Annotated in this window: 25 protein-coding genes; 12 read left to right on the plus strand and 13 right to left on the minus strand. The window is 57.8% G+C overall.

Features of this window, described 5'->3' with window-relative positions; all coding sequences use genetic code 11:
- Positions 1-3: 3 nt before the first annotated feature.
- Genes AC1M2H_RS02630 through nanQ form a run of 3 tightly spaced genes read left to right on the plus strand, consistent with a single transcriptional unit; the run spans position 4 to position 2,028 of the window.
- Positions 4-693 carry an N-acetylmannosamine-6-phosphate 2-epimerase gene (locus AC1M2H_RS02630; RefSeq protein ID WP_480150172.1) on the plus strand — a complete coding sequence of 230 codons (690 nt, stop codon included), beginning with the start codon at positions 4-6 and terminating at the stop codon, positions 691-693.
- Positions 690-1,574, plus strand: a complete 885-nt coding sequence (gene nanK / locus AC1M2H_RS02635) for an N-acetylmannosamine kinase (RefSeq protein WP_480151823.1) — start codon at positions 690-692, stop codon at positions 1,572-1,574. The genes AC1M2H_RS02630 and nanK overlap by 4 nt, the downstream gene beginning before the upstream one ends.
- Positions 1,561-2,028, plus strand: coding sequence for an N-acetylneuraminate anomerase (gene nanQ / locus AC1M2H_RS02640; RefSeq protein ID WP_480150173.1), 468 nt, complete (start codon positions 1,561-1,563; stop codon positions 2,026-2,028). The genes nanK and nanQ overlap by 14 nt, the downstream gene beginning before the upstream one ends.
- 52 nt (positions 2,029-2,080) lie before the next feature.
- Here the strand turns inward: nanQ and AC1M2H_RS02645 are convergent, their stop codons facing one another.
- Positions 2,081-3,499 carry a glutamate synthase small subunit gene (locus AC1M2H_RS02645; RefSeq protein ID WP_480150174.1) on the minus strand — a complete coding sequence of 473 codons (1,419 nt, stop codon included), beginning with the start codon at positions 3,497-3,499 and terminating at the stop codon, positions 2,081-2,083.
- 9 nt (positions 3,500-3,508) lie between these two features.
- The gene (gene gltB / locus AC1M2H_RS02650) at positions 3,509-7,969 is read right to left on the minus strand and encodes a glutamate synthase large subunit (protein ID WP_480150175.1); all 4,461 of its coding nucleotides are present in this window, start codon (positions 7,967-7,969) and stop codon (positions 3,509-3,511) included.
- A gap of 672 nt (positions 7,970-8,641) precedes the next feature.
- Between gltB and mnmL the strand changes: the two genes are divergently transcribed.
- The 4 genes from mnmL to mtgA all read left to right on the plus strand — a co-directional run bounded on the left by mnmL (position 8,642) and on the right by mtgA (position 13,644).
- Complete coding sequence (gene mnmL, locus AC1M2H_RS02655) at positions 8,642-9,571, plus strand: tRNA modification radical SAM protein MnmL/YtqA (RefSeq protein WP_480151824.1); 930 nt, start codon at positions 8,642-8,644, stop codon at positions 9,569-9,571.
- Positions 9,572-9,694: 123 nt separating this feature from the next.
- Positions 9,695-12,034 carry an aerobic respiration two-component sensor histidine kinase ArcB gene (gene arcB / locus AC1M2H_RS02660; protein WP_480150176.1) on the plus strand — a complete coding sequence of 780 codons (2,340 nt, stop codon included), beginning with the start codon at positions 9,695-9,697 and terminating at the stop codon, positions 12,032-12,034.
- 234 nt (positions 12,035-12,268) lie between these two features.
- Positions 12,269-12,922, plus strand: a complete 654-nt coding sequence (gene elbB, locus AC1M2H_RS02665; protein ID WP_480150177.1) for an isoprenoid biosynthesis glyoxalase ElbB — start codon at positions 12,269-12,271, stop codon at positions 12,920-12,922.
- Positions 12,919-13,644, plus strand: coding sequence for a monofunctional biosynthetic peptidoglycan transglycosylase (gene mtgA / locus AC1M2H_RS02670; RefSeq protein WP_480150178.1), 726 nt, complete (start codon positions 12,919-12,921; stop codon positions 13,642-13,644). Before elbB ends, mtgA begins: the two co-directional genes overlap by 4 nt.
- A gap of 60 nt (positions 13,645-13,704) precedes the next feature.
- Here the strand turns inward: mtgA and npr are convergent, their stop codons facing one another.
- From npr to AC1M2H_RS02725, 11 genes are all read right to left on the minus strand, one after another.
- A complete protein-coding gene (npr, locus tag AC1M2H_RS02675) occupies positions 13,705-13,977 on the minus strand; it encodes a PTS phosphocarrier protein NPr (protein ID WP_041147423.1) in 273 nt (90 codons plus the stop codon).
- Positions 13,974-14,828 (minus strand): RNase adapter RapZ, encoded by an 855-nt coding sequence (gene rapZ, locus AC1M2H_RS02680; protein ID WP_004868172.1) that lies wholly within the window; start codon positions 14,826-14,828, stop codon positions 13,974-13,976. The genes npr and rapZ overlap by 4 nt, the downstream gene beginning before the upstream one ends.
- Before the next feature lie 45 nt (positions 14,829-14,873).
- Positions 14,874-15,362, minus strand: a complete 489-nt coding sequence (ptsN, locus tag AC1M2H_RS02685) for a PTS IIA-like nitrogen regulatory protein PtsN (RefSeq protein WP_041147421.1) — start codon at positions 15,360-15,362, stop codon at positions 14,874-14,876.
- Between the two features lie 73 nt (positions 15,363-15,435).
- Positions 15,436-15,723, minus strand: coding sequence for a ribosome hibernation promoting factor (gene hpf, locus AC1M2H_RS02690; RefSeq protein ID WP_004868168.1), 288 nt, complete (start codon positions 15,721-15,723; stop codon positions 15,436-15,438).
- A 22-nt stretch (positions 15,724-15,745) separates the two neighbouring features.
- A complete protein-coding gene (rpoN, locus tag AC1M2H_RS02695) occupies positions 15,746-17,179 on the minus strand; it encodes an RNA polymerase factor sigma-54 (protein ID WP_480150179.1) in 1,434 nt (477 codons plus the stop codon).
- Positions 17,180-17,226: 47 nt separating this feature from the next.
- A complete protein-coding gene (gene lptB, locus AC1M2H_RS02700; protein WP_004206203.1) occupies positions 17,227-17,952 on the minus strand; it encodes an LPS export ABC transporter ATP-binding protein in 726 nt (241 codons plus the stop codon).
- A gap of 6 nt (positions 17,953-17,958) precedes the next feature.
- Entirely contained in the window at positions 17,959-18,504 is a 546-nt protein-coding gene (gene lptA, locus AC1M2H_RS02705; protein WP_426812279.1) for a lipopolysaccharide ABC transporter substrate-binding protein LptA, read from the minus strand.
- Positions 18,473-19,048 (minus strand): LPS export ABC transporter periplasmic protein LptC, encoded by a 576-nt coding sequence (lptC, locus tag AC1M2H_RS02710; protein WP_480150180.1) that lies wholly within the window; start codon positions 19,046-19,048, stop codon positions 18,473-18,475. The genes lptA and lptC overlap by 32 nt, the downstream gene beginning before the upstream one ends.
- Positions 19,045-19,611 (minus strand): 3-deoxy-manno-octulosonate-8-phosphatase KdsC, encoded by a 567-nt coding sequence (kdsC, locus tag AC1M2H_RS02715; protein ID WP_426812281.1) that lies wholly within the window; start codon positions 19,609-19,611, stop codon positions 19,045-19,047. Before kdsC ends, lptC begins: the two co-directional genes overlap by 4 nt.
- 14 nt (positions 19,612-19,625) lie before the next feature.
- On the minus strand, positions 19,626-20,630 hold the full coding sequence (gene kdsD / locus AC1M2H_RS02720; RefSeq protein ID WP_480150181.1) for an arabinose-5-phosphate isomerase KdsD: 1,005 nt from the start codon (positions 20,628-20,630) through the stop codon (positions 19,626-19,628).
- Positions 20,627-21,604 carry a calcium/sodium antiporter gene (locus AC1M2H_RS02725; protein ID WP_480150182.1) on the minus strand — a complete coding sequence of 326 codons (978 nt, stop codon included), beginning with the start codon at positions 21,602-21,604 and terminating at the stop codon, positions 20,627-20,629. Before AC1M2H_RS02725 ends, kdsD begins: the two co-directional genes overlap by 4 nt.
- Positions 21,605-21,813: 209 nt before the next feature.
- On the opposite strand from AC1M2H_RS02725, the gene mlaF reads away from it, so the two are divergent.
- Genes mlaF through mlaB form a run of 5 tightly spaced genes read left to right on the plus strand, consistent with a single transcriptional unit; the run spans position 21,814 to position 24,915 of the window.
- On the plus strand, positions 21,814-22,626 hold the full coding sequence (mlaF, locus tag AC1M2H_RS02730; protein ID WP_095099923.1) for a phospholipid ABC transporter ATP-binding protein MlaF: 813 nt from the start codon (positions 21,814-21,816) through the stop codon (positions 22,624-22,626).
- Positions 22,627-22,633: 7 nt separating this feature from the next.
- Positions 22,634-23,416, plus strand: coding sequence for a lipid asymmetry maintenance ABC transporter permease subunit MlaE (mlaE, locus tag AC1M2H_RS02735; RefSeq protein WP_480150183.1), 783 nt, complete (start codon positions 22,634-22,636; stop codon positions 23,414-23,416).
- A gap of 4 nt (positions 23,417-23,420) precedes the next feature.
- A complete protein-coding gene (gene mlaD / locus AC1M2H_RS02740; RefSeq protein ID WP_480150184.1) occupies positions 23,421-23,972 on the plus strand; it encodes an outer membrane lipid asymmetry maintenance protein MlaD in 552 nt (183 codons plus the stop codon).
- Positions 23,973-23,989: 17 nt separating this feature from the next.
- The gene (gene mlaC / locus AC1M2H_RS02745) at positions 23,990-24,625 is read left to right on the plus strand and encodes a phospholipid-binding protein MlaC (RefSeq protein ID WP_464415104.1); all 636 of its coding nucleotides are present in this window, start codon (positions 23,990-23,992) and stop codon (positions 24,623-24,625) included.
- Positions 24,625-24,915 carry a lipid asymmetry maintenance protein MlaB gene (gene mlaB / locus AC1M2H_RS02750; RefSeq protein ID WP_480150185.1) on the plus strand — a complete coding sequence of 97 codons (291 nt, stop codon included), beginning with the start codon at positions 24,625-24,627 and terminating at the stop codon, positions 24,913-24,915. The genes mlaC and mlaB overlap by 1 nt, the downstream gene beginning before the upstream one ends.
- Positions 24,916-24,927: the final 12 nt, after the last annotated feature.

A 24,927-nucleotide genomic window follows, 5' to 3' on the forward strand; every position in this document is an offset into this window, starting at 1 on the left:
CCTATGTCGTTGATTGCGCGAATGGAGACGTTGATTCACCGTCAGGGCGGGCTGGTGGTCTCCTGCCAGCCTGTTCCGGCAAGTCCGCTGGACAAGCCTGAGATTGTAGCCGCCATGGCGCTGGCCACCGAGCAGGCTGGGGCGGTGGCGCTGCGGATCGAAGGCCTTGATAACCTGCGCGCCGTTCGAGCTGTCGTCACGTTGCCGATTATCGGCATCATTAAGCGTGATTTGCCCGATTCGCTGGTGCGTATTACCCCCTTCCTGGAGGATGTTGATGCGCTGGCCGGGGCCGGTGCGGATATTATCGCGGTCGACGGCACCGAGCGTGCTCGCCCGGTTTCTGTGGCGGCGTTGCTGGAACGTATTCATCACCACGGGCGTATTGCGATGGCGGACTGCTCCAGCGAGAGCGATGGGCTGCTGTGCCAGAGTCTGGGCGCGGAGCTGATTGGCACCACGCTTTCTGGCTACATCGCGCAAGAGGTGCCGAAGGCGCCGGATCTGGCGCTGGTCGCCGCACTGAGCCAGGCAGGGTGTCTGGTGATGGCGGAAGGGCGATATAACTCGCCGGAATCGGCGGCGCAGGCGAAACAGCACGGGGCCTGGGCAGTGACGGTCGGATCGGCCATTACCCGGCTGGAGCACATCTGCCAGTGGTACTGCGATGCGCTTTCGGAGGCGGGAAAATGAGCGTGCTGGCGATTGATATTGGCGGCACCAAGCTTGCCGCCGCGCGGGTCGACAGCAACCTGAACATCCATGAGCGCCGCGAGATGCCCACACCGGGCAGCAAAACGCCAGACGCCTTACGTGCTGCACTGCAAACGCTGGTTGAGCCGCTCAAATCCCGTGTCCGGCAGGTGGCGATTGCGTCCACCGGGATTATTCGTGAAGGCACATTACTGGCAATCAACCCGCAAAACCTTGGCGGCCTGCTGCATTTCCCGCTGGTCTCCACGCTGGAAGCGCTGACGGGGATGCCCACGCTGGCGGTGAACGATGCGCAGGCGGCGGCGTGGGCGGAATTTCAGGCCTGCGAGGAGGACATCAGCGAGATGGTGTTTATCACCGTCTCCACAGGCGTGGGCGGCGGCGTGGTAAGCAGAGGGGCGCTGCTCACCGGGCGTGACGGGTTGGCGGGTCATCTCGGCCACACCTTAGCCGATCCTCATGGGCCGGTGTGCGGTTGTGGGCGAGTGGGGTGCGTGGAATCCATTGCTTCTGGTCGAGGGATTGCCTCAGCCGCGCAGGGCGAGCTTGCCGGATGCGATGCAAAGGCCATTTTTGCCCAGGCAGCGAAGGGGCATGAGCAGGCGCGAGCGTTGGTTCAACGCTCGGCGCAGACGCTGGCCCGGCTGATTGCCGATGTGAAAGCCACCACCGACTGCCAGCGCGTGGTGATGGGCGGCAGCATCGGTCTGGCACCGGGTTATCTTGCCCTGGTGCAAGAGTGCCTGGCGCAGATGCCCTCGATCTATCAGGTCGCACTGAGCGCGGCACATTACCGGCACGATGCCGGATTACTGGGTGCCGCATTGCTGGCACAGGGAGCAAACAATGGTCATCAGTGAAATCCCCTCGCTTCACGGCGCAGGTTTACACCCGGTGCTGGAAGACGCGCTGACGCTGGCGCTGGCCGCCCGTCCGCAGGAGAAAGCGCCGGGGCATTATGCGCTGCGTGGCGAGAGTATCTTTATGAATGTGATGCAGTTTACCACTCAGCCACCGGAGCAAAAACGGGCTGAATTGCATGAACAGTTTATCGATATTCAATTACTGCTCGCAGGCGGGGAGCGCATTTTGTGTGGCATTGCAGGTTCTGCGCGCCAGTGCGACGAATGGCACGCTGAGGAGGATTATCAGCTTTGCTCGGAGATAGCGAACGCGCAGGACGTCACGTTGACGTCGGGAATGTTTGCGGTCTTTATGCCGGGTGAGCCCCACAAGCCGGGCTGCGTGATGGAGAAAGCAGAAGAGATTAAGAAGGTGGTCGTGAAGGTGCGCGCCAGTCTTCTGAGCGCATAAAAAAAGCCGGATAAAATATTTATCCGGCCTTATTTCTCATGGCGTGAGCAGGTTACACTTCCAGGTAGTTGAGGATCCCGTCAGCCGCTTTGCGGCCTTCGGCAATCGCCGTTACCACCAGATCGGAGCCGCGGACGATATCACCGCCGGCGAAGATCTTCGGATTGCTGGTCTGGAACGCGTTTTCGTTACCTTCCGGGGCAATAATACGGCCCTGTGAGTCGAGCTCAACGCTGTGTTTCGCCAGCCACTCCATGCTGTGCGGACGGAAGCCAAACGCCATAACCACCGCATCTACCGGAATAACGTGTTCGGAACCGGCAACGATTTCGGCCCGGCGGCGGCCCTTCGCATCCGGCTGGCCCATCTCGGTGCGCGCCATCTTCACGCCGCACACTTTACCGTTGGCATTCACTTCAATGCCCAGCGGCTGAACGTTGAACTGGAACTCCACGCCCTCTTCACGCGCGTTTTTCACTTCGCGTTTGGAGCCCGGCATGTTCTCTTCATCACGACGGTAGGCGCAGATAACGTGAGTTGCGCCCTGGCGGATGGAGGTGCGCACGCAGTCCATTGCGGTGTCGCCGCCGCCGAGAACTACGACGCGTTTGCCTTCCATGCTGACGTAAGGCTCCTCCGGCGTTTCGCCAAAGCCCATCGTCTGCTTGGTGTTGGCAATCAGGAACGGCAGGGCATCATACACGCCGTTCGCATCTTCGTTTTCCAGCCCGCCGCGCATCGACTGATAGGTGCCTACGCCGAGGAACACGGCATCGTACTCTTTCAGCAGATCGTCGAGCTGAACGTCACGGCCCACTTCGACGTTGAGTTTGAACTCAATCCCCATGCCGGTGAAAATTTCCCGGCGGCGGGTCATAACCTCTTTTTCCAGCTTAAATGCCGGAATGCCGAAGGTCAGCAGGCCGCCGATTTCCGGATGGCGGTCGAATACCACCGCCTTCACGCCGTTACGGGTCAGGACGTCAGCGCAGGCGAGGCCCGCCGGGCCCGCGCCGATGATGGCGACGGTTTTGCCGACCTGCTTGACGCCGGAAAGGTCGGGACGCCAGCCCATCTCGAACGCTTTATCGTTGATATAGCGCTCGATATTGCCGATGGTCACGGCGCCAAACTCATCGTTCAGCGTACAGGAACCTTCACACAGGCGGTCCTGCGGGCACACGCGGCCGCATACTTCCGGCAGGGTGTTGGTCTGATGCGACAGCTCCGCCGCTTCAAAAATACGCCCTTCGTTGGCCAGCTTCAGCCAGTTAGGGATGTAGTTGTGAACCGGGCACTTCCATTCACAGTACGGGTTGCCGCAGGAGAGGCAGCGGTCTGCCTGCGCCTTAGCCTGGCCCTCTGAAAACGGCTCGTAAATCTCAACAAATTCAATTTTACGGATCTTCAGCGGCTTTTTTGGCGGATCAACGCGCTGTAAGTCGATAAACTGGTATACGTTCTGGCTCATCTGAATTCCTTACTGCGCCTGCACACGCAGCTCTGCTGCGCTACGACTACGGTGACCCAACAGTGCTTTAACATCGCTGGACTTTGGTTTAACCAGCGCGAACTTCGCCGAGAAGGCCGGCCAGTTGGCCAGGATCTCTTCCCCGCGTGACGAGCCGGTCAGCTGCACGTGTTCGGTAATCAAACCACGCAGATGCTCTTCGTGGATAGCAAGAGAGTCAACGTCGAGCACTTCCACCAGCTCCGGGTTCACGCGTTTGCGGAAGTCGCCGGCTTCATCCAGCACATAGGCGAAGCCGCCGGTCATCCCTGCGCCAAAGTTGACGCCGGTTTTACCGATTACGCAGACGATGCCGCCGGTCATGTACTCGCAGCCGTTATCGCCGATGCCTTCAACGACGGTAATGGCGCCGGAGTTACGTACCGCAAAACGTTCACCCGCGCGGCCTGCAGCGTACAGACGACCGCCGGTCGCGCCGTACAGGCAGGTATTGCCGATGATGCTCGCTTCATGGCTGCGGAAGGCGGAGCCTACCGGAGGACGAATGGCGAGCAGGCCGCCGGCCATACCTTTACCCACGTAGTCGTTCGCATCGCCGGTCAGGTGCAGCTCCACGCCGCCGGCGTTCCACACGCCGAAGCTCTGGCCCGCGGTACCGCTGAAGTGAGCGGTAATCGGGTCGGCAGCCAGCCCCTGGTCGCCGTGAGTCTGGGCAATGTAGCCTGACAGCGAAGCGCCAACGGAACGGTCGGTATTGCGGATGTCAAACCAGAACGTTTTGCTCTGCTTGCCGTCAACGAACGGTTTCGCCTGCTGTAGCAGCTGCGCGTTCAGCACGCCGTTATCAAACGGCGGGTTGTTCTCGGTGCAGTACAGCGCTTTGCCCGCATGCGGCTCGGCGGTTTCCAGCAGTTTTGACAGATCCAGCTTCTGCTGCTTCGCGGTAAAGCCGTCCAGCACCTTCAGCAGATCGGTGCGACCAATCAGATCCACCAGACGCTTCACGCCCAGCTGGGCCATCAGCTCGCGGGTTTCGCGGGCGATGAATTCAAAGTAGTTGGTCACTTTGAACGGCAGGCCGTGGTAGTGGTTCTTACGCAGTTTGTCATCCTGGGTCGCTACGCCGGTTGCGCAGTTGTTCAGGTGGCAAATACGCAGATATTTACAGCCCAGCGCTACCATCGGACCGGTGCCAAAGCCGAAGCTTTCCGCGCCGAGGATCGCCGCTTTGATGATGTCGAGGCCGGTTTTCAGACCACCGTCCACCTGCAGGCGAATCTTATGCCGCAGGCCGTTGGCCACCAGCGCCTGCTGGGTTTCCACCAGGCCCAGCTCCCACGGACATCCCGCATACTTCACCGAAGAGAGCGGGCTGGCGCCGGTACCGCCATCATAGCCGGCGATGGTGATAAGGTCGGCATAGGCTTTCGCCACGCCGGTCGCGATGGTGCCAACGCCCGGCTCGGAGACCAGCTTCACTGAAATCATCGCTTTCGGATTGACCTGTTTGAGGTCAAAAATCAGCTGCGCCAGATCTTCGATCGAGTAGATATCGTGATGCGGCGGCGGCGAAATCAGCGTGACGCCCGGTACCGAGTAGCGCAGTTTGGCAATGTACGGGGTGACTTTATCCCCCGGCAGCTGGCCACCTTCGCCCGGTTTTGCGCCCTGAGCGACTTTAATCTGAATAACGTCGGCGTTAACCAGGTAAGCCGGAGTGACGCCGAAGCGGCCGGAAGCAACCTGCTTGATGCGCGACACTTTGTTGGTACCGTAGCGCGCCGGGTCTTCGCCGCCTTCGCCGGAGTTGGAGAAGCCGCCGATGCCGTTCATCGCTTCCGCCAGAGACTCATGCGCTTCCGGGCTCAATGCACCGATAGACATGGCCGCGGTATCGAAGCGTTTGTACAGCTCTTGTGCCGGCTCAACTTGCGCGATATCGATCGCTTCATCGCCAGGATTCAGCGCCAGCAGATCGCGCAGCGTAGCGGCCGGGCGCTCGTTGACCAGCTGAGAATACTGCTGGTAATCGCGGTATTCGCCGCTCTGAACCGCCTGCTGCAGGGTGCGTACGACGTCCGGGTTATAGGCGTGATATTCGCCACCGTGAACGTATTTCAGCAGCCCGCCCTGAACCAGCGGCTTGCGTACCAGCCAGGCGCGTTTCGACAGGTTCAGCAGATCCTGCTGGAAGTCCTCGAAGCCCGCGCCGCCGATGCGGCTCACTACGCCGAAGAAACAGAGGTCGGAGACTTCGCGATGCAGGCCGACGGCTTCAAACAGCTTCGAACAGCGATATGAGGCGATGGTCGAAATACCCATCTTCGACATGATCTTGTAGAGACCTTTGTTGATGCCGTTGCGGTAGTTCAGCATCACCGTGCGGTAATCTTTATCGATGGCTTTGCTATCGACCAGTCTTGCCAGGGTTTCATAGGCCAGATACGGATAGATAGCCGTCGCGCCGAAGCCCAGCAGGACCGAGAAGTGGTGCGGGTCGCGGGCGCTGGCGGTTTCAACAATGATGTTGGCGTCACAGCGCAGGCTCTTATCGACCAGACGAGTCTGGATGGCGCCGACCGCCATTGGCGCCGGTACCGGCAGGCGATCTTTGGCAATGTTACGATCCGAGAGCACCAGCAGTACCGTACCGTTGCGTACCATCTGTTCCGCTTTGTCGCACAGCGCCTTCACCGTCTCGGCCAGGGTCGTTTCCGTGGCGTTGAAGGTGATATCCAGGGTGTCGGCGCGATAGTGCTCCTCTTTCATGGTGGTGAGCTGTTTGAAATCAGAGTACAGCAGAATCGGCGATTTGAAGCTCAGGCGGTGCGCCTGGCCTTCCGCTTCGCAGAAGACGTTCATTTCGCGGCCAATGCTGGTGGCCAGAGACATCACGTGCGCTTCACGCAGCGGGTCGATCGGCGGGTTTGTTACCTGCGCGAACTGCTGACGGAAGTAGTCGTAAATAATACGCGGCTGGCTGGAGAGCACGGCGAAAGGCGTGTCGTCGCCCATGGAGCCGACGGCTTCCTGGCCGTTCTCGCCCAGCACGCGCAGCACGGAGTCCAGCTCTTCAGAGCTGTAGTTAAACTGTTTCTGATAGCTGGCGAGGGTATCGTCATCCAGCTGGCGGCTGCCAACGTCTTCGTCAGGCAGGTCTTCGAACGGCACCAGGCGACGAACGTTTTTCTCCATCCATTCTTTGTAAGGATGGCGGCTTTTCAGGTCGTCGTCGGTTTCCGCCGAGTGCAGAATACGGCCACCGCGGGTATCGATAACCATCAGTTCGCCAGGACCCACGCGGCCTTTTTCAACCACTTCATCAGGCTGATAATCCCAGATGCCCACTTCGGACGCGCAGGTGATCAGCTTATCTTTGGTGATGACGTAGCGCGCCGGGCGCAGACCGTTACGGTCGAGGTTACAGGCAGCGTAGCGCCCATCGGACATGACGATGCCCGCCGGGCCGTCCCACGGCTCCATATGCATGGAGTTAAAGTCGAAGAACGCGCGCAGCTCCGGATCCATATCCGGGTTGTTCTGCCAGGCCGGCGGAACGAGCAGGCGCATCGCGCGAACGATATCCATCCCGCCTGCCAGCAGCAGCTCCAGCATGTTATCCATCGAGCTGGAATCCGAGCCCGTTTCGTTGACGAACGGTGCGGCATCGTGCAGATCGGGGATCAGCGGAGTCTGGAACTTATAGGTACGCGCGCGCGCCCACTGGCGGTTGCCGGTGATGGTGTTGATTTCGCCGTTGTGCGCCAGGTAGCGGAACGGCTGCGCCAGCGGCCAGCGCGGCACGGTGTTGGTGGAAAAGCGCTGGTGGAACAGGCAGATTGCCGACTCCAGACGCAGGTCCGCAAGGTCCAGGTAGAAGCGCGGCAAATCCGCCGGCATACACAGACCTTTATAGATATTCACCAGGTTCGACAGGCTGCAAACGTAAAAATCTTTATCATCCTGCAGGCGTTTTTCAAGGCGACGACGCGCGATGAACAGGCGACGTTCCATATCGCGCGGGCGCCAGCCTGCCGGTGCGTTAACAAAAATTTGTTCAATACGGGGCAGCGAGGAGAGGGCGATTTCACCGAGAACCCCGTCATTGGTTGGCACTTCGCGCCAGCCGACGATGGACAGGGTTTCACGTTGCAGTTCTTCTTCTACGATGCGGCGCGAGGCAGCGGCCAGTTCAGGATCTTTATTAAGGAACAGCATCCCAACGGCGTAATTTTTGGCTAAACGCCAGCCGCGTTCTTCCGCAACGATACGGAAGAAACGATCGGGTTTTTGCAGCAGCAAGCCACAACCGTCGCCGGTTTTTCCATCGGCAAGAATCGCGCCGCGGTGCTGCATTCGGGCCAGTGCGTGTATAGCGGTACGCACTACCTTGTGGCTAGGTTCGCCTTCTATGTGGGCGATCAGGCCGAAACCACAGTTATCCCTCTCAAGGGATTTATCGTACAACATATCAGTGAACCTCCCCAGGCTCTACGGGACACCCTCCGATACCTATTGCGCACGGGCACAGAAAGAGCATGGCGACGGGGTTTGCACCTCGCATTCGCCCTCTTTAAATCCTTTTCGCATCGGTACGCAAGTTTGAGGACTTGCTGTAAGAGGGAATCTCAATTACTGCATAAATATGATGAGCAGAGAGCTCATCCAGAAAGCTTCCAGCGGATTCCCAACTTATCGGGAATCCACACCTACGTCAAATGGCAATCTTATTTATACAAAAATGTGCTATGTGGTGTTTAATGTTATGATTATTAAAGATATTAATGGTTTTTTAACGCTATTGAAACGTACCGGAAAGCGTAATCTAGTGTGATCTGTCTCACTATATCGATAGCGGAACATTATCGTTCTGTGCTGAAGTGTCTTTTTATTGCAGAATATTTATCTGCTTATTATCTATGAAGCCAGAAATAACACTATTTTTGACCCCGGCGAAGATAATGGCAAACCAGAGGTTAAGTATAAGGAAAAGTCATCATAGAAATCGTGAATGAAATTGCAGTTATATTGAGTGGTTATGCAATGAGATAAGCGGTCACTCTGACGATTGATCCAGGTCATCGCCGTAGGTGACTAAAAATGGCAGGCTTGGCCCCTTTCTTCAGGCCGGTCTATCAGATTATGCAGTTACAAAAATTAGTCAATATGTTTGGTGGGGATCTTACGCGTCGCTATGGCGAAAAGGTACATAAACTGACGCTGCATGGTGGATTTAGCTGCCCAAATCGCGATGGCACCATCGGCAGAGGGGGCTGTACGTTCTGCAATGTCGCTTCTTTTGCCGACGAAGAGCAGCAGCACAGTTCGATTGCCGAGCAGCTGGCGCTGCAGGCGCAGCGGGTTAACCGCGCGAAACGCTATCTGGCTTATTTTCAGGCCTACACCAGCACCTTTGCCGAAGTGCAGGTGCTGCGTTCTATGTATCAGCAGGCGGTGAGCCAGGCCAATATCGTCGGGCTCTGCGTTGGCACCCGTCCGGACTGCGTTCCCGAGGCGGTGCTGGACCTGTTGACGGCGTATCGGGAGCAGGGTTACGAAGTGTGGCTGGAGCTGGGCTTGCAAACGGCGCATGACAAAACGCTGCATCGCATCAACCGCGGCCATGATTTTGCCTGCTATCAGCGCACGACCCGGCTGGCGAGGGCGCGCGGGCTGAAGGTGTGTTCACATTTGATTGTCGGGCTGCCGGGCGAAGGGCAGGGCCACTGCCTGCAAACGCTGGAGCAGGTTGTCGGAACCGGCGTGGATGGCATCAAGCTGCATCCGCTGCATATCGTCACCGGCAGCATTATGGCGAAAGCCTGGCAGGCCGGGCGTCTTAACGGCATTGCGCTGGATGACTATACCGTGACCGCCGGAGAGATGATTCGCCATACGCCGCCGGAGGTGATTTATCACCGCATCTCCGCCAGCGCCCGCCGTCCAACCCTGCTGGCGCCGCTGTGGTGCGAAAATCGCTGGACCGGGATGGTTGAACTGGACCGCTATCTGCACCAGCACGGCGTGCAGGGTTCGGCGCTGGGTCGCGCGTGGAACCCGACCGCCGCATAGCCCGTGAATAACACCGCGCCGCGCGGCCTGAAGTATGAAGAGGATCGGCATTTTTCGCACAACTTACGGCGCCTTGCTCAGAATTGGGTATTATTGTGCACAGTTGTGGCGAAGGAATCCCTTATGAAGCAAATCCGTATGCTGGCGCAGTACTATGTTGACCTGATGATGAAGCTGGGTCTGGTGCGTTTTTCCATGCTGTTAGCCCTGGCCCTGGTGGTGCTGGCGATTGTGGTGCAGATGGCCGTTACGATGGTGCTGCACGGCCAGGTCGAAAGCATCGATGTGATCCGCTCTATCTTCTTTGGCCTGCTGATTACCCCGTGGGCGGTCTACTTTCTGTCGGTGGTGGTTGAGCAGCTGGAGGAGTCGCGGCAGCGCCTCTCGAGGCTGGTGGATAAGCTGGAAGAGATGCGCGAGCGGGATCTGACGCTCAACGTGCAGCTCAAGGACAACATCGCCCAGCTCAATCAGGAGATTGGCGAGCGCGAGAAGGCGGAAGCCGAACGCGAAACGACGCTGGAACAGCTGAAAATCGAGATGAAAGAGCGTGAAGAGACGCAAATTCAGCTCGAACAGCAGTCCTCCTTCCTGCGCTCATTCCTCGACGCTTCGCCGGACCTTGTTTTCTATCGCAATGAAGATAAAGAGTTTTCCGGCTGTAACCGCGCGATGGAGCTGCTGACGGGTAAGAGCGAGAAGCAGCTTATCCACCTCAAGCCGCAGGATGTCTATAACGAGGAAGCGGCGGAGAAAGTGCTGGAAACGGATGAGAAGGTATTCCGGCATAACGTCTCTCTGACCTATGAACAGTGGCTGGATTACCCGGACGGGCGCAAAGCCTGCTTTGAAATCCGCAAGGTTCCCTACTACGATCGCGTCGGTAAACGCCGTGGCCTGATGGGCTTCGGCCGCGATATTACCGAACGTAAGCGCTATCAGGACGCGCTGGAGCGCGCCAGCCGAGATAAGACGACCTTTATCTCTACCATCAGCCACGAGCTGCGTACGCCGCTTAACGGCATCGTGGGGCTCAGCCGCATCCTGCTGGATACCGAACTTACCGGCGAGCAGGAAAAATACCTGAAAACGATCCACGTATCGGCGGTGACGCTGGGCAATATCTTCAACGATATTATCGATATGGATAAGATGGAGCGGCGTAAGGTCCAGCTCGATAATCAGCCGGTCGACTTCACCAGCTTCCTCGCCGACCTCGAAAATCTCTCCGGCCTGCAGGCGCAGCAGAAAGGCCTGCGCCTGGTGATGGATCCGACGCTCCCGCTGCCGCATAAGGTGATCACCGACGGCACGCGCCTGCGGCAGATCCTGTGGAACCTCATCAGCAACGCGGTCAAATTTACCCCGCAGGGCGGCAGCGTGACCGTCCGCATTCGCTACGATGAGGGCAATATTCTGCACTTCGAGGTTGAGGATTCCGGTATCGGTATTCCGCAGGCGGAGCAGGATAAAATCTTTGCCATGTACTATCAGGTTAAGGATAGCCACGGCGGGAAACCTGCCACCGGCACCGGGATTGGCCTCGCGGTGTCGCGCCGGCTGGCGCGCAACATGGGCGGCGATATCAACGTCGCCAGCCAGCCGGGACAGGGCGCAACCTTTACCTTAACCGTGCATGCGCCGGCGGTGGCGGAGGAAGTCGAAGACACCCTGGCGGACGATGAAATGCCGCTCCCGGCGCTGAACGTGCTGCTGGTCGAGGATATTGAGCTGAACGTGATTGTCGCCCGCTCGGTGCTGGAAAAGCTGGGCAACAGCGTCGACGTGGCGATGACCGGTAAGGCCGCGCTGGAGATGTTCGAACCCGGTGAATATGACCTGGTGCTGCTGGATATTCAGCTGCCGGATATGACCGGGCTGGACATTTCCCGTCAGCTCAAGCAGCAATATGCCGCCGACGAGCTGCCGCCGCTGGTGGCGCTGACGGCTAACGTCCTGAAGGACAAAAAAGAGTACCTGGACGCCGGCATGGATGATGTGCTGAGTAAACCGCTGTCGGTCCCGGCGCTCACCGCAATTATTAAAAAGTTCTGGGATTCGCCGGAAGACGACGAAGATGAGGCGCCGGCCGCTGATGCGGCTAAATCGGCGTCGGTGCTGGATATTCCGATGCTGGAACAGTACATCGAGCTGGTGGGGCCGAAGCTTATCAGCGACGGGCTGGCGGTTTTCGAGAAGATGATGCCTGGCTATCTGGCGGTGCTGGAGTCCAACCTGACCGCCCGCGACCAGAAAGGGATTGTCGATGAGGGCCATAAGATTAAGGGCGCTGCGGGCTCAATCGGCCTGCGCCATATTCAGCAGCTTGGACAGCAGATTCAGACCCCGGATCTGCCCGCGTGGTCAGATAACGTTGGTGAATGGGTTGAAGAGATGAAATCGGAGTGGCAGAACGATGCGGCGGTGCTGAAGGCGTGGGTTGCGGCGGCAGATAAAAAATGACCCCGGATAAACCGGGGTGCGCGAACACTGCGCCAACACCAGGGAACCAGTCGTTGCGCCACAATTTTTAGAGATATTTTTTACAGGGCACAACCTGAGGATTTGGTTTGCTCGCTGATTAAGATAGCAAACCTTAAATTATTTGTTACATGAATCAGTCAAATGTGTGAAGCAATGCGGGTAAATCAAAATTTTTGACTGGCTTCAGCGAATTTGCACTAAGGAGCAGGGGTGATGAAAAAGATAGGTGTCGTATTAAGCGGCTGCGGTGTCTATGACGGCACGGAAATTCATGAGGCGGTGATTACCCTGCTGGCGATTGCCCGTGGCGGCGCCCAGGCGGTGTGCTTTGCGCCTGATAAGGCGCAAACGGATGTTATCAACCATCTGACCGGCGAGCTTCTGCCCGAAAGCCGCAACGTGCTGATTGAAGCCGCGCGTATCGCCCGCGGTGAGATCCAGCCTCTGTCCGCCGCCCGGGCTGATGATCTCGATGCGCTGATTGTTCCCGGCGGATTTGGCGCCGCGAAAAATCTCAGCAGCTTTGCTTCGCAGGGCGGTGAATGTCGCGTTGACGACGAGCTGAAGGCGCTGACGCAGGCCATGCATCGGGCCGCTAAACCGCTGGGCTTTATCTGCATCGCGCCGGCGCTGCTGCCAAAAATCCTGCCCGCCCCGCTGCGGGTTACCATTGGCACCGATCTGGACACCGCCGAAGCGCTGGAGGATATGGGGGCCGAGCATGTGCCCTGTCCGGTGGATGACATTGTGGTTGATGAAGAGAATAAAGTTGTCACCACGCCGGCCTATATGCTGGCGCAGAATATCGCCGAAGCGGCGAGCGGGATTGAGAAACTGGTGGCGCGCGTGCTGGTTCTCACGGCATGAAGACCCGCTTTTCGCCGCTGCGGATGGTAAAGCGTGGGCTGCTGCGCGTGTTGCTGGTGGCTGCCGTCTTCTGGGGCGGCGGCATCGCGCTGTTTAGCGTACTGCCGGTGCCCTTCTCGGCGGTAATGCTGGAACGGCAGGTTGGCGCCTGGCTGAGCGGCAATTTTCACTATGTCGCCCACTCCGATTGGGTGGGGATGGATGAGATATCGCCGTGGATGGGGCTGGCGGTGATGGCGGCTGAGGATCAAAAATTCCCCGACCACTGGGGCTTTGACGTGCCGGCGATTGAAAAAGCGCTGGCGCACAATGAGCGCCATGAAAACCGCGTGCGCGGCGCCTCGACCCTGTCGCAGCAGACGGCCAAAAACCTGTTTTTATGGGATGGGCGCAGCTGGCTGCGCAAAGGGCTGGAGGCCGGACTGACGGTCGGGATTGAAACGGTATGGAGTAAAAAACGCATCCTCACCGTGTATCTGAATATCGCCGAATTTGGCGAGGGGACGTTTGGCGTTGAAGCCGCGTCGCAGCGCTACTTCCACAAGCCGGCGAGCCAGTTAACGCCGGCGGAGGCGGCGCTGCTGGCCGCCGTGTTGCCTAATCCGATCCGCTTTCGCGCGGATGCGCCGTCGGGCTATGTTCGCAGCAGGCAGGCGTGGATCTTACGCCAGATGCGGCAGCTCGGCGGGGAAGGGTTTATGCGGGAGAACAGGCTGTATTAATGGTGTCGGCGGTTGTGGTACCCCGGTAAGCATCGCGCGACCGGGGGAATAACCCCGGCGCTAGTCTTCGTCAAAACCGGCGTTAAACAGCGCAATAACCGCGGCCAGCGCTTCGACTTCCTGCGGACCGCTGGCCTCAATCTCAATTTGCCGACCCTTCGCGGAGTCGAGCATCAGCAGAGCAATCACGCTATTGGCTTCCGCCTCCGTGCCTTCATCGTTGCGCAGCAGCACTTCAGCATCGAAATTTTGCATCAGCTCGAACAGCTTCATCGCCGGGCGCGCGTGCATGCCCAGCTTGTTGGTGATCTCAACGCTCTGCTTTACGGTCATGATTTGCGTTTTTCCAGCGTCCGGTGACGCGACTGCACGTTCTTACCGCGCGAGCGGAAGTAGTCAGCCAGTTGTTCGGCGATATAGACCGAACGATGTTTACCGCCGGTACAACCGATAGCGACCGTCAGATAGCTGCGGTTATTGGTCTCCAGCATGGGTAACCATAGCTCAAGATAGCTGCGGGTCTGGTAAATAAAGTTGTGAACTTCCGTATGCCGGTCGAGGAAGGCGGCGACGGGCTTATCGAGGCCGGTCATCGGCCGCAGCTTGGGGTCCCAGTGCGGGTTAGGCAGGAAGCGCACGTCGAAGACGTAGTCGGCGTCGATCGGAATGCCGTGCTTAAAGCCAAAGGACTCAAAGACCATGGTCAGCTCGCGCTCGCGTTTGCCCAGCAGGCGCGTACGCAGCATTTCTGCCAGCTCGTGCACCGACATTTCTGAGGTGTCGACGATAAGGTCGGCGCGGGAGCGCAGCGGCTCCAGCAGCGCGCTCTCTTCGTCGATTGCGCTCTCAAGGGAGAGGTTTTTACTCGACAGCGGGTGCAGGCGGCGCGTGTCGCTGTAGCGACGAATCAGCGTATTGCGATCGGCATCAAGGAACAGCAGCTGAGGAGAAAACGCCTCAGGCAGGTTCTTCATCGCCTGTTCGAAGATTTCCGGCGACTCCGGCATGTTGCGCACGTCGATGCTGACGGCGGCGGAAATGTTTCTGTCGGCCAGCGATCTCGCCAGTTCGGGCAGCAGCACTACCGGCAGGTTATCTACGCAGTAGAAGCCCATATCTTCCAGCGCCCGCAGGGCGACGGATTTCCCCGATCCTGAGCGGCCGCTGACGATCATCAGTACCATGTACCGTTTCTCCTCAGTACGATAAAGGGGAGGCAATCGCTCCCGTTATGCGTCATCGCTGCTTCCTGCTTCGGTGATAATCTCATACAGCTCTTCGTCGCTTTGCGCGGCGCGCAGGCGGCGGCAAATCGTTTTATCCGCCAGCCGTTTTGCCACCAGCGACAGCGTATGCAGATGGGTTTTTGTCTGATCGGCCGGCACCAGAAGCGCAAATAGCAGATCGACAGGCTGGTTGTCGATCGCATCAAAGGCGATCGGCGTCTCCAGCTGCACAAAAACGCCAACGGCGCGCAGCGTATCCTCTTCAAGCTTGCCGTGCGGAATGGCGATGCCGTTGCCAATTCCGGTACTGCCCATTTTCTCACGGGTGAGGATCGCTTCGAATACCACCTGGGAGGGCAGACCTAGCTGCTTTGCCGCCAGCTCGCTGATGATCTCCAGCGCGCGCTTCTTGCTCTGGCAGTGAACCTGGCTGCGGGTGCATTCCTGGTTAAGGACATTGCTCAGTTGTAGAGCGGAATCGTTGTTCATCATAATTTCACCTGAGCTCGCTCTCTGCCAGCTGCCGACACTATCCGGCGGCTGGCAGGGGCGGTCGCCCGGACAATTAGTGTTGTTTTAGTTTATCTTTATGTTTTGTTAACTGTCGTGCCAGCTTATCGATGAGGCCATCGATAGCGGCATACATATCCTGCCCTTCCGCACTGGCATGGATTTCGCCACCGTTGACATGCAGATTGGCGTCCGCAATTTGCGTCACCTTCTCTACTTTTAACACAATATAGACCTGATTGATCCTGTCGAAAAACTGCTCCAGCTTGCTGAACTTCGCGTTGACGAATTCGCGCAGTGCCGGGGTGATTTCGACGTTGTGTCCTGTAATGTTGAGCTGCATAGTGTCTTCCTTATCGGTTGGGTCACACCAGCTGCTTACGCTGGTTAGACGGCGGAATGGATAAAGACTCTCGGTACTTAGCGACGGTGCGGCGCGCCACCATGATACCCTGTTCGGACAGGATGGTGGTGAGCTTACTGTCACTCAACGGCTTCGCGGGGTTCTCCGCGGCGATTAGCTTCTTCACCAGCGCGCGAATGGCGGTCGACGATGCCTCGCCGCCGCCTTCGGTATTCACGTGGCTGGAGAAGAAATACTTCAGTTCAAAAATTCCGCGCGGGCTGTGCAGGTACTTTTGCGTGGTCACGCGGGAAATCGTCGATTCATGCATTTCGACGGCCTGAGCGATATCCGCCAGCACCATCGGCTTCATAAACTCTTCGCCCTGCTCAAAGAAGGCCTGCTGCTGTTCGACGATGCAGCGGCTGACGCGCAGCAGCGTATCGTTGCGGCTTTCCAGGCTTTTTATCAGCCAGCGGGCTTCCTGCAGGTTACTGCGGATAAACTGGCTGTCCGCGTCGTTGCGCGTGCTGTTGCCCATTGCGGCGTAGTGCTGGTTAATTTTCAGGCGCGGGATGCTATCGGAATTGAGTTCTACCACCCAGCGATCGCTGACCTTGCGCACCAGCACATCGGGGATCACGTATTCCGGTTCATTAGTTTGGATCGATTGACCCGGGCGCGGATCTAACGACTGGATCAGATTAACCGCTTCTTTCAGCACCTCCTCTTTCAGCCGCGTAACGCGCATCAGAGAGCGAAAGTCGTGGTTGGCGAGCAGGTCGAGATGATCGCTGATGATAAGCCGGGCTTCTTCCAGCCACGGCGTCTCTTTGGCGTATTGGGAAAGCTGAACCAGCAGGCAGTCGCGCAGATCTTTTGCCGCCACGCCAACCGGGTCGAAACGCTGGATGCGCTTGAGTACCGCTTCCACTTCTTCGAGGCTGATTTCGTCATCGCCGATGCTCTCGACAATATCTTCCAGGCGAATAGTGAGGTAACCGGTGTCATCAACGGCATCGACGATCGAGGTGGCGATCGCGCGGTCGGTATCGGTGAACGGCGTCAGCTCCACCTGCCACATCAGGTAATCCTGCAGGCTCTGGGTCGTTTCGCCTTGATAGATAGGCAGCTCGTCGTCCTGGTAATCGACGCCGTTGCCCGACGGCGTGCCGGCGGTGTAGATCTCATCCCAGCTGGCGTCGAGCGGCAGCTCCTCCGGCATATCTTTTTGTTCAAGAGCGTCTACGGTATCCAGCGATTCGCGGTCCTCGACCTCTTTGGTTTCTACCTCATCGTGAAGATCGGTTTGCTCAAGCAATGGATTGCTCTCCAGCGCCTGCTGGAGTTCCTGCTGGAGTTCTAACGTGGACAGCTGCAGTAAACGAATGGCCTGCTGCAGTTGCGGCGTCATGGCAAGCTGTTGGCTTAGCCTTAATTGCAAACCTTGCTTCATATTCAGGGCTAATATCTCCGGCTAAAACGTCTGTAACTTCTACCCTATCAGAGTCTGAAGTCTTCCCCAAGATACACGCGCTTAACCTGCTCGTCTTCAAGGATTTGCTGTGGGGTGCCGTGAGCAATGAGATGCCCCTGGCTGACGATATAAGCCCGTTCGCAGACCGCCAGGGTTTCCCTGACGTTATGGTCGGTGATCAGCACGCCAAGACCGCTGTCGCGCAGATGCTCGATGATGCGTTTGATATCGATAACCGAAATGGGGTCAACGCCGGCAAAGGGTTCATCCAGAAGGATAAATTTAGGGTTGGCGGCCAGCGCGCGGGCAATTTCAACGCGGCGGCGTTCACCGCCGGAAAGCGCCTGACCGAGGCTGTCGCGCAGGTGCTCGATGTGAAACTCTTCCATCAGCTCTTTCGCGCGATCCTCGCGCTGTTCGCTGCTCAGATCGTCACGGATCTGCAGCACCGCCATCAGGTTGTCGTAGACGCTCAGACGACGGAAAATCGAGGCCTCCTGCGGCAGGTAGCCGATGCCCCGGCGCGCGCGCGCGTGCAGCGGCAGCAGGCTGATGTCTTCATCGTCGATGATAATATTACCGGCATCGCGCGGGACAATGCCGACTACCATGTAGAAGGTGGTGGTTTTGCCGGCGCCGTTCGGGCCGAGCAGGCCGACAATCTCACCGGAGTTGACGGTCAGACTGACGTCTTCCACCACGCGGCGGCCTTTATAAGCTTTGGCGAGATTCTTTGCAGTTAATGTTGCCATAACGAATTACTTACCTTTCTTTGGCTGAGCGGTGCCTTTGTCCTGCAGCTGCGAAGGAACCAGAACCGTAGTCACGCGCCCGCCTTTGTTGCTGAACGCCTGCATTTTCTGCTCTTTCACCAGATAGGTGATTTTGTCTCCCTGGATATTGCTATCGATCTGTTCCAGATGCGCATTGCCGGTCAGCACGACGAAGTCATTTTGCAGTTCATAATGCATTTTCGACGCGCGGCCTTTAACCGGCTTGCCGTTATCCTGCATCTGGAAGAAGGTTGCCGGATTGCCGTAGCCGTCGATCACCTCTTTACCCCGCTCGCCGCCGGGGCGCGTGACCACGACCTTATCGGCATTGATCTTGATGGTGCCCTGGGTCACGACGACATTACCGGTAAAGGTGACAACATTGCCCTGCATATCCAGCGACTGCTGATCGGATTCGATATGAATCGGCTGATCGGTGTCGCCGGTCTTTGCCAGTGCCGGCAGGCTGACGGCCAGTATGGCGCTGGCGAGCGCAATTTTAAGGCTGAGTTTGTTTGTTCTGAATTTCATAAGAGGTTCTAACCTTTTCAATCAGCTCGGCATTTTTGCTGCGCAGGTTGCCGCGCATTTTTAGGCCACTGGAATTAAATGTTGTCCCGTACAACGTCACCATGTCATCGGAGGTAACATCCTGCGTTACCAGGTTTATCTGGGCGTTATCCGTCGTAATTTTGCGCAGTTGAGAGTCAGGGCTTAGCGCATTCACCTCAACGTGCCCATAAAGATACAGCATACGATCTTTGGTCAGTTTGGCTTTATCCGCTTTGATTGACCAGCTTGGGACTTTGTTGGTATCAAAGGTGGTCATCACCGGCTGAGTGAACCACGACAGCTCTTGCGCAGAAAAATACGCGACGTGTTCGGCGATAAGGCGATAGTTAAGCGCCCCTTCCGGACTGTAAACGACGGTATCGGTATGCTCGCTGGTATAGGTTGGGTCATCAGGATTGACCTCCTGCTGAGCGCTATCGTCCGTACCCGCCAGGTTAAGGCCGATCAGGATCAGCGCGACCAGCGACAGTAAAATGATAACCCAACGTCTGGTTTTACTCATATTGATTGCCCTTTGGCCTCATCCAGCTTGCCCTGCGCCAATAGTAACAAATCGCAGACCTCGCGTACCGCTCCGCGCCCGCCGTTGATGCGGGTAACATAGTCTGCGCGTGGAAGCAGCAGCGGGTGCGCATCCGCTACGGCAACGCTTAAGCCTGTCTCAGCCATTACCGGCCAGTCGATCAGGTCATCGCCAATATAGGCCACTTCGTCCGCACGGACCGCCAGCTTGCTTAATAGCTCACGGAAGGCCAGCAGCTTATCGGACTGCCCCTGATACAGATGCGTAATGCCTAACGTCTGACAGCGATCTTCTACCAGTTTAGCGTTTCGCCCGGTAATAATCGCCACTTCAATACCTGAAGTCAGCGCGCAGCGGATCCCGTAACCATCGCGTACGTTGAACGCCTTCAGCTCTTCGCCGTTGTTGCCCATATAGATAAGACCGTCGGAAAGCACGCCGTCAACGTCGAGGATCAGTAACCGGATCTTCGCCGCGCGCTGGAGAAATTCAGGGCTTACCGGTCCGTAGCAGGTCGCCAGCAGAGCATCAGCATTATTCATTATTTTATCCTTACTTACACTACGCCTGCGCGCAGGAGATCGTGCATATGTACCACACCCAACAGACGGTCGCCATCGGCAACTAATACGCAGGTGATATGACGGGCTTGCATCAGATTTAGCGCATCGACCGCCAGGGTGCCGGGGCGGATGCGAATCCCACCCGGCGTCATGACCTCGGCGATGCCGGCATTACGCATATCGACCCCGGAATCGAACACCCGGCGCAGATCGCCGTCGGTGAAAATACCGATGATGTTCATCTCATCGTCGCAGACAGCGGTCATGCCTAAATTTTTACGCGTGATTTCCAGCAGCGCGTCGCGCAGCGTGGCCTGCAGAGTAACGTGCGGGATTTCATCGCCGGTGTGCATGATATCATTGACCCGCAGCAGCAGCTTGCGGCCCAGCGCGCCGCCGGGGTGCGACAACGCGAAATCTTCGGCGGTAAAGCCGCGCGCTTCCAGCAGCGCGACCGCCAGCGCATCGCCCATCACCAGCGCCGCGGTGGTGCTTGACGTCGGGGCCAGGCCCAGCGGACAGGCTTCTTTCAGCACCTTCACGCACAGGTGGATATCCGCCGCGCGCGCCATGCTGCTTTCCACACGGCTGGTGATGCAGATCAGCGGCACCCGCTGCCGTTTTAGCACCGGAATCAGCGCTAATATTTCGTTCGACTCGCCGGAGTTCGACAGGGCGATAATGACGTCCTGCGGCGTGACCATGCCTAAATCGCCGTGGGCCGCCTCGCCGGGATGAACGAAGAACGACGGCGTACCGGTGCTGGCGAAGGTGGCCGCCATTTTACGCCCGATGTGCCCGGACTTGCCCATCCCCATGACCACTACTTTGCCGGCGCAGCGGAAAATCGTTTCGCAGGCGCGCGTAAAATCTTCATTAATGTATTGATCGAGCTGAGCCAGACCTTCACGTTCAATTTCCAGCACCTCGCGGCCTGCCCGTTGAAAGTCAAAATCCGTTGGCAAATCTGTTTGCGACATAATGGTATCCCGATTCATTCACCAAAGAGCGGTGCTGCCCAGTACAGCATCGCCAACCAAACCACAAAACCGCCGACCAGCAGCGCCCCGGCGAGTCGGCCGGGCTGCCGCTTACGGCGCCAGCACAGCAGAGCGAAAACGACGCTGACCAGCATCATGACGGCATAGTCGCGCGTAAACGCTTCGGGGGCGAAGGATCCCGGGGCGATCAGCGCCGGCAGACCGAGAACCAGCACAATATTCAGGATATTGGCGCCAATGATATTTCCGATGGCGATATCATCTTCCCCTTTACGCGCGCCAGCAATCGCCGTTGCCAGCTCCGGCAGGCTGGTGCCGATGGCGACCACCGTGAGGCCGACGGTCAGTTCGCTGATGGCGAAGTAGTTCGCCAGCACGGTCGCATTATCCACCACCATGCGGGTCGCCATCGGCATGACAATCAGCGCTACCCCCAGCCACAGCAGGGCGACGGGAAGCGAGCCTTCTCGCGGCAGCTCCGCAATTTGTTCCCGGGTCAGGCTATCATTACCCTTACGCTCGGCGATGCGGGCTATTTTTACCGTGAACAGCAGCCACAGTATGGCGAGCGCCAGTAAAAAAAGACCGTCCATGCGCGAGAGCTGTCCGTCATACAGGACAAAGCTCGCGAGCAGGCTGACCAGCAACATTAGCGGCAGTTCGCGGCGCAGGATATCAGAATGTACGGTAAATGGATGGAGTAAGGCGGCGAAGCCAAGAATTAATAAGATATTGGCGATGTTGGAACCGATCGCCGTGCCGATGGCCAGATCGGTCTGCCCGTGCAGAGAGGCGGCCGCGGAGACGATGATCTCGGGCAGGCTGGTGCCGATGCTTACCACCGTCATACCAATGATCAACGGCGGGATCCCTATCATGCGGCACAGTATTGAAGCGGCGTAGACCAGACGATCGGCGCTGTAGACTACCAGCAGTAAACCAATTATTAACAGAGCCGTCGCTAAGAGCATCTAAAGTCCTTTCTTCAGGTATAATCGTCGCCTCGCTGATCGTCCGTACGCAGCGTAACGAATTCTTAATTTTGACTTTATGTTTGTCAAAAGTAAAACAAATGCCAGCTTTCGCTAACCCGTGCAGGTAAGATTCTGTAAAAATGTTGGGTTTATGGTGAAAGAAAGCACCATGCTTAGCCTGAGGGATGTTTTGTAAGGATGATTTTATGAGCCAAACTCTGGCGAATTTAGTCGAAGTACGCGGTATCAGCTTCTCTCGGGGCGATCGCGCGATCTTTGATGATATCTCGCTGTCGGTACCGCGCGGTAAGATCACGGCGATCATGGGGCCATCGGGAATCGGTAAAACGACCCTGCTGCGCCTGATCGGCGGTCAGATCCCTCCGGACAGCGGCGAGATCCTGTTTGATGGCGAAAACGTGCCGCAGATGTCGCGTTCGCGCCTGTATACCGTACGTAAGCGCATGAGCATGCTGTTTCAGTCCGGCGCGCTGTTCACCGATATGAACGTCTTTAATAACGTGGCCTATCCGCTGCGTGAGCATACGCATCTACCCGAAGCGTTGCTGCATACCACCGTGATGATGAAGCTTGAGGCCGTCGGCCTGCGCGGAGCGGCAATGCTGATGCCTTCTGAGCTATCCGGCGGTATGGCCCGCCGTGCAGCTCTGGCAAGGGCTATCGCGCTGGAGCCGGATCTCATCATGTTCGACGAGCCGTTTGTCGGCCAGGATCCCATTACCATGGGCGTGCTGGTGAAGCTGATTTCTGAACTCAACAGCACCCTCGGCGTGACCTGCATCGTGGTATCGCACGACGTACCGGAAGTGCTCAGTATTGCGGACTACGCATATATTGTGGCCGATAAGAAAATCGTCGCCCACGGCAGCGCCCGCTCACTGCGGGAAAATGCCGACCCTCGGGTTCGTCAGTTTATTGATGGTATCGCCGACGGCCCGGTGCCGTTCCGCTATCCGGCAGGCGACTATCAGCATGATTTATTAGGCATAGGGAGTTAACCGACTGATGCTGCTAAATATGCTGGCATCGCTTGGGCATCGGGGGATTAAAACCACCGCGGCCTTTGGGCGTGCCGGGTTAATGCTTTTCAACGCCGTCGTCGGCAAGCCGGAGTTTCGCAAGCACGCGCCGCTGCTGGTGCGCCAGCTATACAACGTTGGCGTGCTGTCGATGCTGATCATCATCGTGTCGGGGCTGTTCATCGGCATGGTGCTCGGCCTGCAGGGGTATCTGGTATTGACCACCTACAGCGCAGAAACCAGTCTTGGTATGCTGGTGGCGCTGTCTCTGCTGCGCGAGCTGGGGCCGGTGGTTGCCGCGCTGCTGTTTGCCGGGCGCGCCGGTTCGGCGCTGACCGCTGAAATAGGGCTGATGCGTGCGACCGAGCAGCTTTCGAGCATGGAGATGATGGCCGTCGATCCTCTGCGTCGCGTAATATCGCCGCGCTTCTGGGCTGGCGTTATCTCACTGCCGCTGCTGACGGTTATTTTCGTCGCGGTGGGGATCTGGGGCGGTTCGCTGGTTGGCGTTAACTGGAAAGGTATCGACGGCGGCTTTTTCTGGACCGCGATGCAAAATGCCGTCGACTGGCGAATGGATTTGGTTAACTGCCTGATTAAGAGTCTGGTTTTCGCCATTACGGTGACATGGGTGGCGTTATTTAACGGTTATGACGCCATCCCCACTTCCGCAGGGATTAGCCGGGCAACGACGCGCACCGTGGTGCATTCGTCGCTGGCGGTTCTGGGGCTGGATTTTGTGCTGACTGCGCTGATGTTTGGGAATTGAGTTCATGCAAACGAAAAAAAGTGAAATCTGGGTAGGCGTATTTTTACTGGCGGCGCTGCTGGCAGCGCTGTTTATATGCCTGAAGGCCGCGAACGTGACCTCTCTGCGGACCGAGCCGACGTATCGTCTTTACGCGACGTTCGACAATATCGGCGGCCTGAAGGCGCGGTCGCCGGTACGCATTGGCGGCGTGGTCGTCGGCCGGGTGGCGGATATTACCCTCGATCCAAAAACGTACCTGCCGCGGGTGGCCATCGATATCGATGAGAGCTACAACCATATCCCTGACTCCAGCTCGCTGGCCATTCGTACTTCAGGCCTGCTGGGCGAGCAGTACCTGGCGCTGAATATGGGTTTTGAAGACCCGGATCTGGGGACATCTATCCTTAAGGATGGCGGGACGATTCAGGACACCAAATCTGCCATGGTGCTGGAAGATCTGATTGGCCAGTTCCTTTACAACAGTAAAGGCAGCGACAATAAGAATTCTGGCGATGATCCGGCCGCCCAGGAAAGTCATACTGACGCAGCGCAGCCTGCCGCAACGACGCACTAATTCAGGAGAGACCCGATATGTTTAAACGCTTACTGATGATCGCCATGCTGGCGATTGCGCCATTGACTGCTGCGACCGCAGCGGATCAGTCCAATCCGTACAAGTTGATGAATGAAGCCGCGCAGAAAACCTTCGACCGCCTGAAAAACGAGCAGCCGAAGATTCAGGCTAACCCGAACTATCTGCGCGAAATCGTCGACCAGGAGCTGATGCCGTACGTGCAGGTGAAGTATGCCGGCGCGCTGGTGCTGGGCCGCTATTACAAAGATGCGACCCCGGCACAGCGTGAGGCCTACTTTACCGCCTTCCGCGAATATCTGAAGCAGGCATACGGCCAGGCGCTGGCGCTGTACCACGGTCAGACCTATCAAATCGCGCCGGAGCAGCCGCTGGGCGATGCGACTATCGTGCCTATCCGCGTGACGATAGTCGATCCTAACGGTCGTCCGCCGGTGCGCCTGGACTTCCAGTGGCGTAAAAACACCCAGACCGGCAACTGGCAGGCTTACGATATGATTGCCGAAGGGGTGAGCATGATCACCACCAAGCAGAACGAGTGGAGCGATCTGCTGCGTACGAAAGGCGTTGACGGCCTGACCGCGCAGCTGAAATCGATCTCCGCGCAGCCGATCACCCTGGAACAGAAAAAATAATGAGCGGGCAGCTGAGCTGGAGCCGCAGCGGCGACCGCCTGGCGCTGCAGGGGGAGCTGGACCAGGAGCTGCTGGTCCCGCTCTGGGAAGAGCGTGCGCAGGCGACCGCGGGCGTATCGACGATCGACCTGAACGCGGTCACCCGGGTCGATACCGCGGGCCTGGCGCTACTGGTGCACTTCGTGGCGCTGATTCGTCGCCAGGGCAGAGAGGCACAGCTGATCGGCAAGAGCGATAATTTGCAAACGCTGGTCGGTCTTTACAACCTTCCTGCCGATATGATCCCATAATTTTTCAGAGTG

This window comes from Klebsiella sp. F11, assembly GCF_056712265.1.

Coding starts and splice junctions, on each gene's coding strand:
- AC1M2H_RS02645 (WP_480150174.1), bottom strand. CDS start 3,499: ATGAGCCAGAACGTATACCAGTTTATCGACTTACAGCGCGTTGATCCG.
- mtgA (WP_480150178.1), top strand. CDS start 12,919: ATGAAGACCCGCTTTTCGCCGCTGCGGATGGTAAAGCGTGGGCTGCTG.
- elbB (WP_480150177.1), top strand. CDS start 12,269: ATGAAAAAGATAGGTGTCGTATTAAGCGGCTGCGGTGTCTATGACGGC.
- lptA (WP_426812279.1), bottom strand. CDS start 18,504: ATGAAATTCAGAACAAACAAACTCAGCCTTAAAATTGCGCTCGCCAGC.
- nanK (WP_480151823.1), top strand. CDS start 690: ATGAGCGTGCTGGCGATTGATATTGGCGGCACCAAGCTTGCCGCCGCG.
- rpoN (WP_480150179.1), bottom strand. CDS start 17,179: ATGAAGCAAGGTTTGCAATTAAGGCTAAGCCAACAGCTTGCCATGACG.
- mlaE (WP_480150183.1), top strand. CDS start 22,634: ATGCTGCTAAATATGCTGGCATCGCTTGGGCATCGGGGGATTAAAACC.
- mlaC (WP_464415104.1), top strand. CDS start 23,990: ATGTTTAAACGCTTACTGATGATCGCCATGCTGGCGATTGCGCCATTG.
- AC1M2H_RS02630 (WP_480150172.1), top strand. CDS start 4: ATGTCGTTGATTGCGCGAATGGAGACGTTGATTCACCGTCAGGGCGGG.
- mlaF (WP_095099923.1), top strand. CDS start 21,814: ATGAGCCAAACTCTGGCGAATTTAGTCGAAGTACGCGGTATCAGCTTC.
- lptC (WP_480150180.1), bottom strand. CDS start 19,048: ATGAGTAAAACCAGACGTTGGGTTATCATTTTACTGTCGCTGGTCGCG.
- hpf (WP_004868168.1), bottom strand. CDS start 15,723: ATGCAGCTCAACATTACAGGACACAACGTCGAAATCACCCCGGCACTG.
- nanQ (WP_480150173.1), top strand. CDS start 1,561: ATGGTCATCAGTGAAATCCCCTCGCTTCACGGCGCAGGTTTACACCCG.
- AC1M2H_RS02725 (WP_480150182.1), bottom strand. CDS start 21,604: ATGCTCTTAGCGACGGCTCTGTTAATAATTGGTTTACTGCTGGTAGTC.
- mlaD (WP_480150184.1), top strand. CDS start 23,421: ATGCAAACGAAAAAAAGTGAAATCTGGGTAGGCGTATTTTTACTGGCG.
- arcB (WP_480150176.1), top strand. CDS start 9,695: ATGAAGCAAATCCGTATGCTGGCGCAGTACTATGTTGACCTGATGATG.
- gltB (WP_480150175.1), bottom strand. CDS start 7,969: ATGTTGTACGATAAATCCCTTGAGAGGGATAACTGTGGTTTCGGCCTG.
- ptsN (WP_041147421.1), bottom strand. CDS start 15,362: ATGATGAACAACGATTCCGCTCTACAACTGAGCAATGTCCTTAACCAG.
- mnmL (WP_480151824.1), top strand. CDS start 8,642: ATGCAGTTACAAAAATTAGTCAATATGTTTGGTGGGGATCTTACGCGT.
- kdsD (WP_480150181.1), bottom strand. CDS start 20,630: ATGAATCGGGATACCATTATGTCGCAAACAGATTTGCCAACGGATTTT.
- npr (WP_041147423.1), bottom strand. CDS start 13,977: ATGACCGTAAAGCAGAGCGTTGAGATCACCAACAAGCTGGGCATGCAC.
- kdsC (WP_426812281.1), bottom strand. CDS start 19,611: ATGAATAATGCTGATGCTCTGCTGGCGACCTGCTACGGACCGGTAAGC.
- rapZ (WP_004868172.1), bottom strand. CDS start 14,828: ATGGTACTGATGATCGTCAGCGGCCGCTCAGGATCGGGGAAATCCGTC.
- lptB (WP_004206203.1), bottom strand. CDS start 17,952: ATGGCAACATTAACTGCAAAGAATCTCGCCAAAGCTTATAAAGGCCGC.
- mlaB (WP_480150185.1), top strand. CDS start 24,625: ATGAGCGGGCAGCTGAGCTGGAGCCGCAGCGGCGACCGCCTGGCGCTG.